A 13,194-nucleotide genomic window follows, 5' to 3' on the forward strand; every position below is an offset into this window, starting at 1 on the left:
CACCGACCAGGAGCGCATGGAGGCCGTCCTCGAGGACGCCTACGTCCTGATCAACCAGGGCAAGATCTCGGCGATCTCGGACCTGCTGCCGATCCTCGAGAAGGTCGCGCAGGCCCGCAAGCCGCTGCTGATCATCGCCGAGGACGTGGACGGCGAGGCGCTGTCCACCCTGGTGGTCAACAAGATCCGCGGCACCTTCAACTCGGTCGCGGTCAAGGCCCCGGGCTTCGGCGACCGCCGCAAGGCCACCCTGCAGGACATCGCGATCCTGACCGGCGGCCAGGTCATCTCGCCCGAGGTCGGCCTCAAGCTGGACCAGGTGGGCATCGAGGTGCTCGGCACCGCCCGCCGGGTGACCATCACCAAGGACGACACCACCATCGTGGACGGCGTCGGCGCGAAGGCGGACATCGAAGCCCGCATCGGCCAGATCAAGAAGCAGATCGAGGACACGACCAGCGACTACGACAAGGAAAAGCTGCAGGAGCGTCTCGCCAAGCTGGCGGGCGGCGTCGCGGTGGTCCGCGTCGGCGGTTCGACCGAGATCGAAGTGAAGGAAAAGAAGGACCGCGTCGACGACGCCCTGAACGCGACCCGCGCGGCCGCCGAAGAAGGCATCGTCCCCGGCGGCGGCGTCGCGCTGCTGAAGGCCTCGAAGGTTCTCGACGGCTTCAAGGGTGACAACGACGACCAGGAAGCCGGCGTCGCCATCGTGCGCCGCGCCCTGCAGGCCCCGATCCGCCAGATCGCCGAAAACGCCGGCGTCGAAGGCTCGATCGTGGTTGGCAAGGTCCTGGAGAACAAGTCCCCGACCTTCGGCTTCAACGCCCAGACGGAAGAGTATGTGGACATGGTCACGGCCGGCGTCATCGACCCGGCCAAGGTGGTCCGCACCGCTCTGCAGGACGCGGCCTCGGTCGCCGGCCTGATGATCACCACCGAAGCGGCGATCGTCGAAGCTCCCAAGAAGGGCGGCGGCGGTGGCGGCATGCCCGGCGGCGGCGGCATGGGCGGCATGGGCGACATGGACTTCTAAAGCCCGCTCATCCCCGGCCAACGGAGGGCGAAGCCCGAAGGCCGAGCTGGGGACCCAGAGCTACCGAATGGACGAGGGCGGGATCGAAAGGTCCCGCCCTTTTTCTTGCCTCCCCCATTGCGGCAGCAATGGCGGGAGGGGGACCATCGGCCGAAGAGCCGATGGTGGAGAGGGCAAGCCTCCAGCTCGGCGGGTCGACCGGACGCCTCTCGGCTCGGAGGGCCAAGCTTGCCCCCTCCACCACGCCCTCTTCGGGGCGCGGTCCCCCTCCCGCCGCTTTGTGTTCAGACCGGGAGGTAGGAAGCCGCCCTTACCAACCCGCCCGCTACTTGCTGATCCGCGACAGTTCGAACTCCGCGAGCCCGTCCAGGTCGCGCAGGTGCGCGGCGAGATCGTCGAAGGCGCGGTCCTGTTTGGCCATCAGGGCGCCGCTGAATTCCAGGATCGCCCCGTCGTGCGAGCGGGAGTAGCTGAGCTCGCGCAAGGAGACGCCGAACGACGTCAGGCTGGCCTCCAGGGCGGCCTGGTCGGGCGCGGTCTCCGCGCGGAACCGGAAGACCGACCAAGCGTAGACGTGCGAAGGCAGATAGCCCTCGACCCAGCGCAGGACCACCAGCGTGGTCAGCACGCCCACGGTCGCCAGCGCGCCCGGTACGAAGGCGCCGACCCCGAACACCAGGCCGATCGCCGCGGTCGACCAGACCGAGGCGGCCGTCGTCAGGCCCTGGACATTGACCCCCTCCTTGAAGATCACGCCGGCGCCCAGGAAGCCGATCCCGGCCATCACCCCCTGCGCCAGGCGGGTGGGGTCGAGGCGGGGCGCGTCGCCGGGAAAGACGCCGGGCGCGAAGGTCGGCGCCAGGGACACCATCATCGCCGCGGCGGCCCCGAGCGCCACCAGCGCGTGGGTGCGGAAACCGGCGGCGCGGCCGTGGTAGCTTCGCTCGGCTCCGATCAGGGCGCCGGCGAGCCAGGCGGCGCCCAGCTCAGCCAGGATTTGCCCATAGACCGCGGCCATCGTCATATCCTCCGCTCAGCGATGCGGGAGTTGACCATGTCTGTGCGCGAGCCGGTACTCAATCCGATCCCGATCAAGACCCTGCGGCCCACCCAGATCACGGTGGGCTTCCGGGAAGTCGCCGCCAAGCGCCGGCAATGGCGCGAACAGTCGGGCGACAAGGGCTCGGAATTCCTGGGCAAACACATGGTGCCGGTGGTCCTGGGGCCCAAGGAGCGCCACTACATCGTCGATCACCACCATCTGTGTCGCGCGCTGCTCGAGGAGGGCGTCGCCGATATCCTGGTGAATGTGGTGGCCGACCTGCGGACCCTGAAGAAGGGCGAGTTCTGGATCTATCTCGACAACCGCGACTGGTGCCACGCCTACGACGGCGAAGGCCGCCGGCGCGATTTCGACGATATTCCGTCGTCGGTCGGCGACATGACCGACGACCCCTACCGCAGCCTGGCGGGCGAACTGCGGCGCGCCGGCGGCTACGCCAAGGACATCACCCCGTTCAGCGAGTTCATCTGGGCCGACTTCCTGCGGCGGCGGGTGAAGCGCACCCTGGTGGAGGACAACTTCGCGGCCGCGCTCACCCGGGCGCTGAAGTTGGCCAAGGACGAGACGGCGGGCTATCTCCCGGGTTGGTGCGGCCCGAACCCGATCGTCTGAGCCGGCGGCCACGCTTTTCACGCCGCCGCGCACCGGCCACTATCGCCTCCAAGCCCATAACCCGGAGGACCCGTCCATGCCCCTGTTGTCGGACCTGAAGGTCGTGGAGTGGTCGACCTGGATCGCGGGGCCGGGCTGTGCGGCGGTGATGGCGGACTGGGGCGCTTCGGTGATCAAGATCGAGAGCGCGGCCGGCGACGCGACGCGCACCTTCTGGCCGGACACCGCCGAATGCCCCGGCAATCCGATCTTCTCCAACGAGAACCGCGGCAAACGCGGCGTGGTGCTGGACGTGGGCAAGCCGCAGGGCCGCGCGGCGCTGATCGCCATCCTTCGGGACGCCGACGTCTTCATCACCAATGTGCGGCCGGGCGCCTTGAAGCGGGCGCGGCTCGACTACGAGGCGGTGAAGGACGAACTGCCGCGGCTGATCTACGCCAACGTCACCGGCTATGGCCTGACCGGCGCCGACGCCGACACGCCCGCCTTCGACCTGACCGGCTTCTGGAACCGCAGCGGCGTCGCCTCGGCGATCAATCCGCCGGACCGCGAGCCGATCGGATCGCGCCCCGGCTTCGGCGACCACGTGACGGCGCTGGCGACGCTGTCCGGCGTGCTGGCCGCCCTGCACGATCGCGACCGCACCGGCCAGGGCCGCCAGGTGGAGACCGCGCTCATGCGGGTCGGCGCCTATGCGCTGGGCTGGGACCTTTCGATCAAGCTCCGCAACGGCGAGGCCCTGACGGCGCAGCCCAGGCACAGCCGGCCGGGCGCCATCGCCGGCTATTTCCGGACCCGGGACGAACGCTGGATCTGCGTCTCCCAGCGCGGGCCGGGCGACTTCCCGCAGATGATGCGCGCCATCGGCCGGCCCGACCTGATCGACGAACCGCGCTGCGCCGCGCCCATCGTCGACATGGCGGTAGTGCACGAGATCCGCGACCTGTTGGACGGGGTATTCGAGAAGCTCACCCTCGACGAGGCCTGCGCCCTGATGCGGACGACCGACATCATCTTCGCGCCCATGGCTTCGTTGGATGACCTGATCGAGGACCCGCAGGCCCATGAGGCCGGCTGCTTCGTCGACATGCCCGACGGCTGGGGCGGCAGCTTCAGGGCGCCGGCCGCGCCGGTGCGTTTCCCCCAGACGCCGACCGGCCCGGCCGGCCCCGCGCCGAAGCTCGGCGAGCACACCCGCGAGGTGCTGGCCGAAGCCGGCTACGATCCCGCGGCGGTCGAGGCGCTGATGGCGTCCGGCGCCGCGGCCTAGGGCGAAATTCTTCGACTTTCGCCGGTCCATCGCCTAACGTGAACATAGCGAGAACTAGGCTCTTTGACACGGTGAATGGATGGCAGAGGGTACATGTGACACTCCCTGCCATCGCAGCATCTTCCAAACCCTAGCGGCGGTACTCGCGCCGGTCGTCGCGCAGCAGCATGCCGCCGATCCAGCTGCAGATCCCGGTGACGACCGCCGCCAGCACGCCGGCAACCAGGCCGCCAACGTGGAAACCGGGCACGAGCATCGAAACCAGGCCGATCATCGCGGCGTTCACGATCAGCAGGAACAGGCCCAGCGTCACGATCGTCAGCGGCAGGGTCAGGATGGTGATCACCGGCCGCACGAAGGCGTTGACGATCCCCAGCAGGGCCGCGGCGAAGATCAGGGCGGTGGTGTCGCGCACATAGATGCCGGGCACGAGCTTGGAGGCGATCCACAGGCCGAGCGCGCCGAAGATGATGCGGACGATGAATTTGGCGAGCATGACGCCTCCGATTGTCGTTAAGCTTGCCGACTAGAACCTGTCTGGGCGTCCTGGGGAAGGGTTTCGCGCCGGACATGCTGGCGGCGCAATTTGGCCGCAGCCGGGCGGTCTAGGTGGCGTAACATGACTTTTCGAGAGGCCCCATGATCCGACGTCTTCTGCTGCCGGCGCTGTTGCTGACCTTGAGCGCCTGCGCGTCGGACGAGCCGCGCCACGGTCCCGGCGGGCCGGGCGGCCATCGCGCGCGCGGCGGTTCGGAGGATGGCGACGGCCCCGGCGCCGGCGGGCCCCGACCGGCGCGCGTGAAGCTGTTCATCAGCCCCTCCGGCGAGCCATTCCGCGGCGACGACGGCCTCGGCCGCTGGATCGCCCAGGTGGACACCGACCACGATGGCTCGATCGACCTGGCGGAGTTCCGCGCCGACGCCCTGCACTCCTTCAAGGTGCTCGACGCCAATGGCGATGGGGTGATCGACGGCATCGAGATGCAGACCTACGAGCGCACGATCGTGCCCGAGATCGGGGTCATGGGCTTCGACGAAGGTCCCGAGCCGCAACAGCGGCGCAGCCGCCGCGTCGGCAATCCGCGCGACGATGGCGGCGCGGGGCCCGTGGGCGGTCCCGGCGGCGTCGGCGGCGGGATGGGCGGACGTGGCGGCGTCGGGAGCAGCAGCGACCCGGCCCAGATGCTGGCCGACCAGGCCAACCGCCCGATCAAGGGCGCCGGCCGCGAGGGCGCCGCGCGTTATTCGCTGCTGAACGAGCCGCAGCCGATCGCCGCCGCCGACGCCGACCTCGACGGCAAGGTGACGCTCGCCGAGTGGATGGCCATGACCGACCGCCGCTTCGCCAAGCTGGATCACCTGAAGACCGGCCGCCTGACCCGCGAAAGCCTCACCAAGATCCAGCCCAAGGATCAGAAGGCTGCGCCGGCCAAGCCGTAGGGTTTGAGCTAGACGCTAACGGCCTCGACAGCAGGCACCGTCTCACTCAGCCGCCCGCCGATACGGATCGGCTCGACGCGGCGGGCGAGGCCGGTGGCGTTGTCGGTCTCCACGAAGACGCCGCAGACCGTGGCCGGGCCCTCGGCGGGCTTGTAGCGGCCGCCGGAGATGCGGGTGGTGAAGCGCCGCAGGGGCTCTTCCTTCTGGTTGCCGATCACGCTGTCGTAGTCGGCGCAGGCGCCGGCGTCGGTCTGGTAGGCGGTGCCGCCGGTGAGGATCTGGCAGTCGGCGGTCGGTACATGGGTGTGGGTGCCCACCACCAGGCTGGCGCGGCCGTCGCAGAAGTGGCCCATGGCCATCTTCTCCGAGGTGGCCTCGGCATGCATGTCGACCACTATGGCGTCGGCGACCGCGCTCAGCGGGCAGGCCTCCAGCTCCTTGTCGACGGCGGCGAAGGGGTCGTCGAGCGAGTCCATGTGGACTCGGCCGAGCAGGTTGATCACCAGGATCTGCTTGCCGCCGGCGGTCTCGAACAATTGCGCGCCGCGGCCCGGCGCGTCGGAGAAGGCGGAATAATTCAACGGCCGGATCAGCCGCGGCTCGCGCACGATATAGGTCAGCGCCTCCTTCTGGTCCCAGGAGTGGTTGCCGAGGGTGAGCGCATCGGCGCCGGCCTCGAACAGCTCGCGCGCCGTGGACTCGGTGATGCCGAAGCCGGCCGCGGCGTTCTCGGCGTTGACGATCACGAACTCCAGGCCCAGCCGTTTGCGCAAGCCCGGCAGGTGGTCGGCCAGGCCGTCGCGGCCCGCGCGCCCGACCACGTCTCCAAAAAAGGCAAATCTCATCTCGGGGCTTTCATGGGGGCTTCTCTAGCCACTTCTATGAATTCCGTCTCCGTCACGATGGCGTCGAGTCGCTGGTCGTGGGCGTCGGTGGGCACCTCGTCGATTTCCTGGCCGGCGAAGGCCACGCCGAGTACGAAAACCGGCCGCTGCCGGCGAAGGGCCTTCAGCGTGCGGTCGTAATGGCCGCCGCCCTGGCCGAGCCGCCCGCCATGCCTGTCGAACGCCAGCAAGGGCGTGATCAGCAGGTTGGGCAGCACCTCCGGCGCCGAGGGCATCGGCGAGGGGATGCCGTAGACGTCCGGCTTCAGGGGATCTTCCGGTCGCCAAAGCCGGAAGCGCAGCGCCGAGGTCTTGTCGACCGCGACCGGTAGGGCCGCCTGGGCGCGGTCCGGGTTCAGCTCGATGATGGCCTGCAGGATCGGCCCCGGATCGAGCTCGGTCCCCTGGGCGCAATAGGCGCCTACGATGCTGAACCGGCTGAAACGGGAGACCGGCAGCTTCAGCGCCGCGCGACGCGCCGCGTCCGGCGTTTCATCCAGCAAGCGGCGGCGCAGGATGCGCATTTCCCGGCGCAGCGCCTTCTTGTCGAGCGGCTTGGTCACGGCCCGATCCTACGCACAAAAGAATGACTTAGGGGGAAACGGTGGCGGCGCCGCGAGAACCGTGAAGGACTGTTTCATTCCCTCGACCTGGTAGACCAGGTGGGCGCCGTGTGCTCGCAACCACGGTCACGAGCAGGGACAGCTCCCTATGAGTGAATTAAGGTCGCTGGAATATGTCGCCTTCGACGTGGGCCGCAGCAGACCCGCCGCTTAGCAATGTAGGCCCGCGGCGACGGGTTCTCAAGCGAAGCCGCGTCAGCTGTTGGCGATCAGCATCGCCAGCTGGACCAGCGGGAAGACGAACGGCACGGCGAACGAACCCCAGAGCCCCATGGCGTAGGCGTTGCGGCGGTAGTGATCGACGTCGGCCGGTCTCGCCCAGCCCTCCACTGCGGGACCCAGCAGATAGGCGACATTGGCGATCCCCATGACCACCAGAAAGGCGGTCCCGAGGAAGAGCGTCATGCCCAGGCCGCCGCGCCAGTCTTTCCAGACCGGATGGCCGAAGGCGTAGTTCAGTCCGATCGCCGCCGCATAGGCGATCCAGCCGCCGGCCGCGAGGACGAGGTTGTAGCGAAGGCGGCGCGCCTGCCACCAGACCCAGCTGTCGCCGGAGAAGAGGCCGCCGGCCCGCACGCTATCGAGAGAAGCCATGGTCGCGCTCCATCCTGATGCGCGAGCTTAGCACGGTCGGAAGGCGGCGCTTACGCCTCTTCGCTGGCCAGTTTCTCGATGCGCTTGGCGGCGTTGTCCAGGGCCAGGACCGCGCGGGTCTCGACGCGGGAGCGGTCGGACTGCAGGCGCGCGGCCTCGGTCTGCAGGGCGGCGAGGCGGCCGCGGGCGTCGGCCAGTTCGTCTGCGAGCAGCAGGGCGCCCATCAGGAAGAGACGGGTGTCGCCAAGCTGGCCCATGTCCTGGCCGACCTGGCGGACCTGGTGGTCGAACATCTTGGCCAGCTCGATCAGGTGCGCTTCCTGCCCGTCCTCGCAGCCGACGGCGTAGGGCCGGCCGTTCACCTCGACGCTGATCTGGGCCATCGCCTTAGTGCTCCGTCGAGGAATGCGGCGGGGCGGAGCCGTTCAGCGCGGCGCGGATCTCGACGATGGCGCGGCCCAGCGCGGCCGAAGCCTCGGCGCCGGCGGTTTCCAGCTCGCGCTCGCGGGCGCGGGCCTCGTCCAGTTGTGACGCCAGGTTGGCGCGATCCTGGTCGAACAGGCCGCCGACCGCATCGCCCGCGGTCTTCAGCCTCTGCGCCAGCCGCTGTTCCAGGACATGCACCGCTTGTTCAAGCCGCCGGGCCGCCAGGTCCAGGGCGCTTTCACCGCCGCTCATCGCTGTTCTCCTGTGGTCCTATCTATAGACCTGCGTCGGCCGCCTTGCGAAGGGCGATCAGGTGGCCATTCCTTGACCCGTCCGCGCCCGCGTGCGACCCCGCCGCCATTCCTTAACGCCGGACGAACTGACGCCCATGCCTGCGCCCCTCCAATCCATGGCCAACGCCATCCGCGCGCTTTCGATGGATGCGGTGCACAGAGCAAAATCCGGGCACCAGGGCATGCCGATGGGCATGGCCGACGTGGCCACGGTCCTGTTCACGAAGTTCCTGAAGTACGACGCCGCCCGCCCGGACTGGGCCGACCGCGACCGCTTCGTACTGTCGGCCGGTCACGGCTCGATGCTGCTCTACAGCCTGCTGCACCTGACGGGGGTGAAGGCGGTCACCATGGAGCAGATCAAGAACTTCCGGCAGCTCGGCTCCAACACCCCTGGCCACCCGGAGTACGGCCACACGCCGGGCGTGGAGACGACCACCGGCCCGCTGGGCCAGGGCCTGGCGACGGCGGTGGGCATGGCCATGGCCGAGCGGCATGTGGCGGCCCGCTTCGGCGACGGCCTGGTCGATCACCGAACCTGGGTGGTGGCCGGCGACGGCTGCCTGATGGAGGGCGTCAGCCACGAGGCGATCAGTCTGGCGGGCCGTTTCAAGCTCGCCAAGCTGACGGTGCTGTTCGACGACAACAACACCACCATCGACGGCGAGGCGACGATCTCCGAGACCGGCGACCAGCTGGCCCGGTTCAAGGCCGCCGGCTGGGCGGTGAAGGCGGTCGACGGCCACGACTTCGCGAAGATCGCCGCGGCCCTGCGCTGGGCGACCCGGCAGGACAAGCCCAGCCTGATCGCCTGCAAGACCAAGATCTCCAAGGGCGCGGGCCCCAAGGAAGGCGATCCCCACAGCCACGGCTACACCCTGTTCGACCCAGAGATCGCTGCGGCGCGCGCGGCTATGGGCTGGACCGCCGAGCCCTTCACCGTGCCCGATGAGGTGCTGAAGCCCTGGCGCGCCGCCGGCCGCAAGAGCGCCAGGGTGCGCAAGGCCTGGGAGGCCAAGCTCGCCGCCTCCGACCTGAAGGCCGAGTTCGAGCGCGCCATGGCGGGCGACCTGCCCGAAGGCGCCTTCGCCGGGGTCGACGCCCACATCGCCAAGGCCGAGGCTGAGAAGCCGGCCGCCGCCACCCGCCAGCACTCCGGCGCGGCGCTGGCCGAACTGGTCCCGGCGATCCCGGAGATGGTCGGCGGCTCAGCCGACCTGACTGGCTCCAACAACACCATCGTCAAGGGCATGGGCGCCTTCGACCTGCCCGACTACGCCGGCCGCTACGTCCACTATGGGGTGCGCGAGTTCGGCATGGCGGCGGCCATGAACGGCATGGCTCTGCACGGTGGGGTGATCCCCTATTCAGGGACCTTCCTGGTGTTCTCCGACTACAGCCGCCCGGCGATCCGCCTGGGGGCCCTCATGGGCATCCGGGTGATCCACGTGATGACCCACGACTCGATCGGCGTCGGCGAGGATGGGCCGACCCACCAGCCGGTGGAACATGTGGCCGCCCTGCGCGCGATCCCGAACCTCAACGTCTTCCGCCCGGCCGACGCGGTGGAGGCGGCGGAGTGCTGGAAGCTGGCGCTGGAGTCGACCAAGGCGCCCTCGGTGATGGCGCTCTCCCGCCAGAAGGTCCCTGCGGTCCGCACGACCGTGGCCGGCGAGAACCTCTCGGCCCGCGGCGCCTATCAGTTGGCCGGCGCCAGCCTTCCCGCCCAGGTCACCATCTTCGCCTGCGGCTCGGAAGTTGGCGTCGCCATGGCCGCCCGCGACCTGCTGGAAGCCGACGGCGTCGGCGCCCGGGTGGTCTCGACGCCCTGCTGGGAGCTGTTCGACGCCCAGCCCGCTGACTACCAAGCCCAGGTGATTGGCGAGACCGATGTGCGGGTCGCGGTGGACGCCGGGATCAAGATGGGCTGGGAGCGGTTCATCGGCGAGGACGGCGCCTTCGTCGGCATGACCGGCTTCGGCGCCAGCGCGCCCGCCGAGGTGCTCTACAAGCACTTCGGCATCACCGCCGAGGCGGTGGCCGCCGCCGCCAAGGCGAAGCTCTAGGCGTAGGTCGGATGCGTCTCGGCACCCCGCTTTCGCCGACCGCGGTCAAGGTGATGCTCCTCGGCTCGGGCGAGCTCGGTAAGGAGGTGGCGATCGAGCTGCAGCGGCTGGGCTGCGAGGTGATCGCCGTCGACCGCTACGCCAATGCGCCGGCCATGCAGGTGGCGCACCGCTCCCACGTCATCGCCATGACCGATGCCGCTGCGTTGCGGGCGCTCGTCGAGGCCGAGCGGCCGCACCTGATCGTGCCGGAGATCGAGGCCATCGCCACCGATGAGCTGGCGGCCATCGAGGCCGCGGGCCTGGCCACGGTGATCCCGACCGCCCGTGCCGCCCAGCTGACGATGAACCGCGAGGGCATCCGCCGGCTGGCCGCCGAGGAGCTCGGCCTGCCCACCAGCGCCTACGCCTTCGCCTCGACCGAGGCCGAACTGGCGGCGGGCGCGCAGGCCGTGGGCTTCCCCTGCTTCGTCAAGCCGGTGATGAGTTCCTCCGGCAAGGGCCAGTCCTACGTCGAGGGCCCGGACGGGATCGCCGCGGCCTGGCGCTATGCGCTGGAAAGCGGCCGGGTGGAGCAGGCCCGGGTCATCGTCGAGGGCCGCGTCGACTTCGACTTCGAGATCACCCAGCTCACCGTCCGCAGCCTGTCGGACGGCGAGGTCGTCACCGGCTTCTGCGAGCCCATCGGCCATCGCCAGGTGAAGGGCGACTATGTGGAGAGCTGGCAGCCGCAGGCCATGAGCCCGGCCGCGCTGAAGGCCGCCCGCGACATCGCCGCCAGGGTCACCGACGCGCTCGGCGGCCTGGGGTTGTTCGGCGTCGAGTTGTTCGTGAAGGGCGACGAGGTCTGGTTCTCCGAGGTCAGCCCACGGCCGCACGACACCGGCCTGGTGACGCTCGTCACCCAATACCAGAGCGAGTTCGCCATCCACGCCCGCGCCATCCTGGGCCTGCCGGTGGACGTGGCCATGCGCGAACCGGGCGCCAGCGCGGTGATCTATGGCGGCCTGGAAGCGACGGGCGTCGCCTTCGACGGCGTCGCCGAAGCCCTGGCCGTCCCGGGCGTAGACCTGCGTTTGTTCGGCAAGCCGGAGAGCTTCTTGCGCCGTCGCATGGGCGTGGCGCTGGCGCGGGCCGGGGACACTGAGACGGCGCGAGCGAGGGCCACCGAGGCGGCGAGTAAGGTCAAGCCTTCCCTCCCTTAGTGGGGCTACGGCATTCCACATCTCAGTTTGCAGGCGAGCGAGAGGTCTGATTCCGTCTGTTGATCAGTCGGGAGGCTTTGATGTCGGAGTTTGCGCTGTGGCGGTTTGGCGACCGCCGCCTGGAAAAAGGGGGGCCTTCTTGCATGCCCGCCTTGTGGAGACGGGCGGACGGCAGGTTCGGATTCGCCGCTTGGGCGGGGATCGGGCTGGAGAGATCCGCCTGACGCGGCTGTTGCGCAATGCCGCCGTGACGCCGGCGGCGATGGTGACGGAGGCGGCGTCTCGGACGGGGCTGCGCTGCGCGGGTCGTCACGTCTTGGCGATCCAGGACACCACGGTGGTGCGCTCCGAGGGCGGCGGCGGGCTCTACCTGCACTCGGTTCTGGCGGTGGACGCGGAGAGCGGCGCAATCCTGGGGCTGACCCACGCCAGCTTCCTGAGCCGGACCCAAGGCAAGAAGGCCGAGCGCAGGTCCAAGCCGGTCGCCGAGAAGGAGAGCCAGCGCTGGCTGGACGGGACCCGCCGCTCGGCCGAGGTCTGCCGCTCGGCGGCGCGGTTGACGGTGATCGGCGACCGGGAGAACGACATCTTCCAGGCCTTCGCGGACCGTCCGGCCGAGGCTGATCTTCTTGTGCGGGCGGCCCACGACCGAGCCTTGGAGGACGGCGGCCGGCTGTTTGAGCAAGTCGACGCCTTGCCGGTCGCCGGCCGGGCCGAGCTGGACCTGCCGGCCAAGCCGGGCCGCAGGGCGCGCCAGGCCAAGGTGGCGGTCCGCTTCACGACGGCCCAGGTCGCCCGGCCCCGGAACGGCGCGCCTGAAGGTCCCAAGAGCCTCGCGGTGTCCATGGTCGATGTGCGCGAGGAGACCCCGCCGCCCGGCGAGCCCGCTGTCCACTGGCGGCTGATGACCACGCACGCCGTCACCAACGCCATCGAGGCCTTGGCTGTCGCCGACCTCTATCGCCGGCGCTGGGCCATCGAGCAGCTGTTCCGCACCCTGAAGACCCGCGGCTTCGACATCGAAGGCTTGCTCGTCGAGGAGGAGGCGCCCCTGCGCAACCTGGTCATGGCCACCCTCGTCGCCGCCGTCACCGTCCAGCAACTGGTCCATGCCCGCGACGGTCAAGCCGCGCCCGGACCGCTGCGCCCGATCACCGACGCCTTCGAACCGGATGACCAGCCCCTGCTGGAAGCCTTCTGCGCCAAGCTCGAAGGCAAGACCCAGCGACAGAAGAACCCCCATCCCAAGGGCTCCCTCGCCTACGGCGCGTGGGTCTGCGCCCGCCTCGGAGGGTGGACCGGCTACTACGGAAAACCCGGCCCCATCGTCATGCTCGAGGGCTGGCTCTACTTCCAAGCCGCCAAGCAGGGCACCCGACTCCACGCCAGCTACCAAGATGTGTGAATCCGGTAGCTTAATGGGGAGGGACAGACCGCGAAGCGGTCAGGGTGGGGAACCGCGTCCAAGCGCCGCCTTCGGAGTTCTGGCCCAGACTTCCCCACCCGACCTCGCTTTTGGCTCGGCCACCCTCCCCATTAAGGGCAGGGGAATCGCATGTGAGTAGCTGAAGGTGTTGCGGCTGGGATCGTGTTGGCTTCTTTGTGGGCTTTGCAGAGATGTGGAGCCCGGATGCCGGTTGTTGAGATCCTGGGTGAGATACCCGACCCGCGCCGTTACAACG

14 protein-coding genes and 1 other RNA gene are annotated in these 13,194 nt (G+C 69.4%); 7 read left to right on the top strand and 8 right to left on the bottom strand.

All coding sequences use genetic code 11. The features are described 5' to 3' along the window. On the top strand, positions 1-1,036 hold a 1,036-nt coding region (gene groEL, locus VHS75_RS09000), incomplete at its 5' end, for a chaperonin GroEL (RefSeq protein WP_329638276.1). A gap of 325 nt (positions 1,037-1,361) precedes the next feature. Here the strand turns inward: groEL and VHS75_RS09005 are convergent. Next, on the bottom strand, positions 1,362-2,054 hold the full coding sequence (locus VHS75_RS09005; protein WP_329638277.1) for an MgtC/SapB family protein: 693 nt from the start codon (positions 2,052-2,054) through the stop codon (positions 1,362-1,364). Positions 2,055-2,090: 36 nt separating this feature from the next. Here VHS75_RS09005 and VHS75_RS09010 point away from each other — a divergent pair, with 36 nt between their 5' ends. Together VHS75_RS09010 and VHS75_RS09015 are read left to right on the top strand one after the other, a co-directional pair. Beyond that, a complete protein-coding gene (locus VHS75_RS09010) occupies positions 2,091-2,711 on the top strand; it encodes a ParB-like protein (RefSeq protein ID WP_329638278.1) in 621 nt (206 codons plus the stop codon). A gap of 76 nt (positions 2,712-2,787) precedes the next feature. After that, complete coding sequence (locus tag VHS75_RS09015; RefSeq protein ID WP_329638279.1) at positions 2,788-3,981, top strand: CoA transferase; 1,194 nt, start codon at positions 2,788-2,790, stop codon at positions 3,979-3,981. 130 nt (positions 3,982-4,111) lie between these two features. Here VHS75_RS09015 and VHS75_RS09020 read toward each other — a convergent pair whose 3' ends face one another. Continuing rightward, the gene (locus VHS75_RS09020; protein WP_329638280.1) at positions 4,112-4,477 is read right to left on the bottom strand and encodes a phage holin family protein; all 366 of its coding nucleotides are present in this window, start codon (positions 4,475-4,477) and stop codon (positions 4,112-4,114) included. Between the two features lie 143 nt (positions 4,478-4,620). Here VHS75_RS09020 and VHS75_RS09025 point away from each other — a divergent pair, with 143 nt between their 5' ends. Further along, on the top strand, positions 4,621-5,421 hold the full coding sequence (locus VHS75_RS09025; protein WP_329638281.1) for a hypothetical protein: 801 nt from the start codon (positions 4,621-4,623) through the stop codon (positions 5,419-5,421). An 8-nt stretch (positions 5,422-5,429) separates the two neighbouring features. On the opposite strand, the gene VHS75_RS09030 is transcribed toward VHS75_RS09025, so the two are convergent. From VHS75_RS09030 to VHS75_RS09055, 6 genes are all read right to left on the bottom strand, one after another. Then, complete coding sequence (locus VHS75_RS09030; protein ID WP_329638282.1) at positions 5,430-6,266, bottom strand: TIGR00282 family metallophosphoesterase; 837 nt, start codon at positions 6,264-6,266, stop codon at positions 5,430-5,432. Then, positions 6,263-6,868 carry a 5-formyltetrahydrofolate cyclo-ligase gene (locus VHS75_RS09035; RefSeq protein WP_329638283.1) on the bottom strand — a complete coding sequence of 202 codons (606 nt, stop codon included), beginning with the start codon at positions 6,866-6,868 and terminating at the stop codon, positions 6,263-6,265. The genes VHS75_RS09030 and VHS75_RS09035 overlap by 4 nt, the downstream gene beginning before the upstream one ends. Before the next feature lie 43 nt (positions 6,869-6,911). Then, positions 6,912-7,072, bottom strand: a non-coding RNA gene (ssrS, locus tag VHS75_RS09040) — 6S RNA. 51 nt (positions 7,073-7,123) lie between these two features. Further along, the gene (locus VHS75_RS09045; RefSeq protein ID WP_329638284.1) at positions 7,124-7,522 is read right to left on the bottom strand and encodes a hypothetical protein; all 399 of its coding nucleotides are present in this window, start codon (positions 7,520-7,522) and stop codon (positions 7,124-7,126) included. A 50-nt stretch (positions 7,523-7,572) separates the two neighbouring features. After that, positions 7,573-7,905: a cell division protein ZapA gene (locus tag VHS75_RS09050; protein ID WP_329638285.1), complete on the bottom strand. Its 333-nt coding sequence runs from the start codon at positions 7,903-7,905 to the stop codon at positions 7,573-7,575. Between the two features lie 4 nt (positions 7,906-7,909). Further along, positions 7,910-8,200, bottom strand: a complete 291-nt coding sequence (locus VHS75_RS09055; RefSeq protein WP_329638286.1) for a DUF4164 family protein — start codon at positions 8,198-8,200, stop codon at positions 7,910-7,912. 136 nt (positions 8,201-8,336) lie between these two features. Here VHS75_RS09055 and tkt point away from each other — a divergent pair, with 136 nt between their 5' ends. The 3 genes from tkt to VHS75_RS09070 all read left to right on the top strand — a co-directional run bounded on the left by tkt (position 8,337) and on the right by VHS75_RS09070 (position 12,917). After that, positions 8,337-10,307 carry a transketolase gene (tkt, locus tag VHS75_RS09060; protein ID WP_329638287.1) on the top strand — a complete coding sequence of 657 codons (1,971 nt, stop codon included), beginning with the start codon at positions 8,337-8,339 and terminating at the stop codon, positions 10,305-10,307. 11 nt (positions 10,308-10,318) lie between these two features. Beyond that, the gene (gene purT, locus VHS75_RS09065) at positions 10,319-11,512 is read left to right on the top strand and encodes a formate-dependent phosphoribosylglycinamide formyltransferase (RefSeq protein WP_329638288.1); all 1,194 of its coding nucleotides are present in this window, start codon (positions 10,319-10,321) and stop codon (positions 11,510-11,512) included. A gap of 232 nt (positions 11,513-11,744) precedes the next feature. Continuing rightward, a complete protein-coding gene (locus VHS75_RS09070) occupies positions 11,745-12,917 on the top strand; it encodes an IS4 family transposase (protein ID WP_329638289.1) in 1,173 nt (390 codons plus the stop codon). The last annotated feature ends 277 nt before the right edge of the window (positions 12,918-13,194 follow it).

Origin of the sequence: Phenylobacterium sp. (assembly GCF_036264965.1) — a bacterium.
In the GTDB taxonomy this organism is placed as follows: Bacteria; Pseudomonadota; Alphaproteobacteria; order Caulobacterales; family Caulobacteraceae; genus Phenylobacterium.

Coding starts and splice junctions, on each gene's coding strand:
- VHS75_RS09050 (WP_329638285.1), bottom strand. CDS start 7,905: ATGGCCCAGATCAGCGTCGAGGTGAACGGCCGGCCCTACGCCGTCGGC.
- VHS75_RS09015 (WP_329638279.1), top strand. CDS start 2,788: ATGCCCCTGTTGTCGGACCTGAAGGTCGTGGAGTGGTCGACCTGGATC.
- VHS75_RS09025 (WP_329638281.1), top strand. CDS start 4,621: ATGATCCGACGTCTTCTGCTGCCGGCGCTGTTGCTGACCTTGAGCGCC.
- VHS75_RS09055 (WP_329638286.1), bottom strand. CDS start 8,200: ATGAGCGGCGGTGAAAGCGCCCTGGACCTGGCGGCCCGGCGGCTTGAA.
- VHS75_RS09045 (WP_329638284.1), bottom strand. CDS start 7,522: ATGGCTTCTCTCGATAGCGTGCGGGCCGGCGGCCTCTTCTCCGGCGAC.
- purT (WP_329638288.1), top strand. CDS start 10,319: ATGCGTCTCGGCACCCCGCTTTCGCCGACCGCGGTCAAGGTGATGCTC.
- VHS75_RS09020 (WP_329638280.1), bottom strand. CDS start 4,477: ATGCTCGCCAAATTCATCGTCCGCATCATCTTCGGCGCGCTCGGCCTG.
- VHS75_RS09005 (WP_329638277.1), bottom strand. CDS start 2,054: ATGGCCGCGGTCTATGGGCAAATCCTGGCTGAGCTGGGCGCCGCCTGG.
- VHS75_RS09010 (WP_329638278.1), top strand. CDS start 2,091: ATGTCTGTGCGCGAGCCGGTACTCAATCCGATCCCGATCAAGACCCTG.
- VHS75_RS09030 (WP_329638282.1), bottom strand. CDS start 6,266: ATGAGATTTGCCTTTTTTGGAGACGTGGTCGGGCGCGCGGGCCGCGAC.
- tkt (WP_329638287.1), top strand. CDS start 8,337: ATGCCTGCGCCCCTCCAATCCATGGCCAACGCCATCCGCGCGCTTTCG.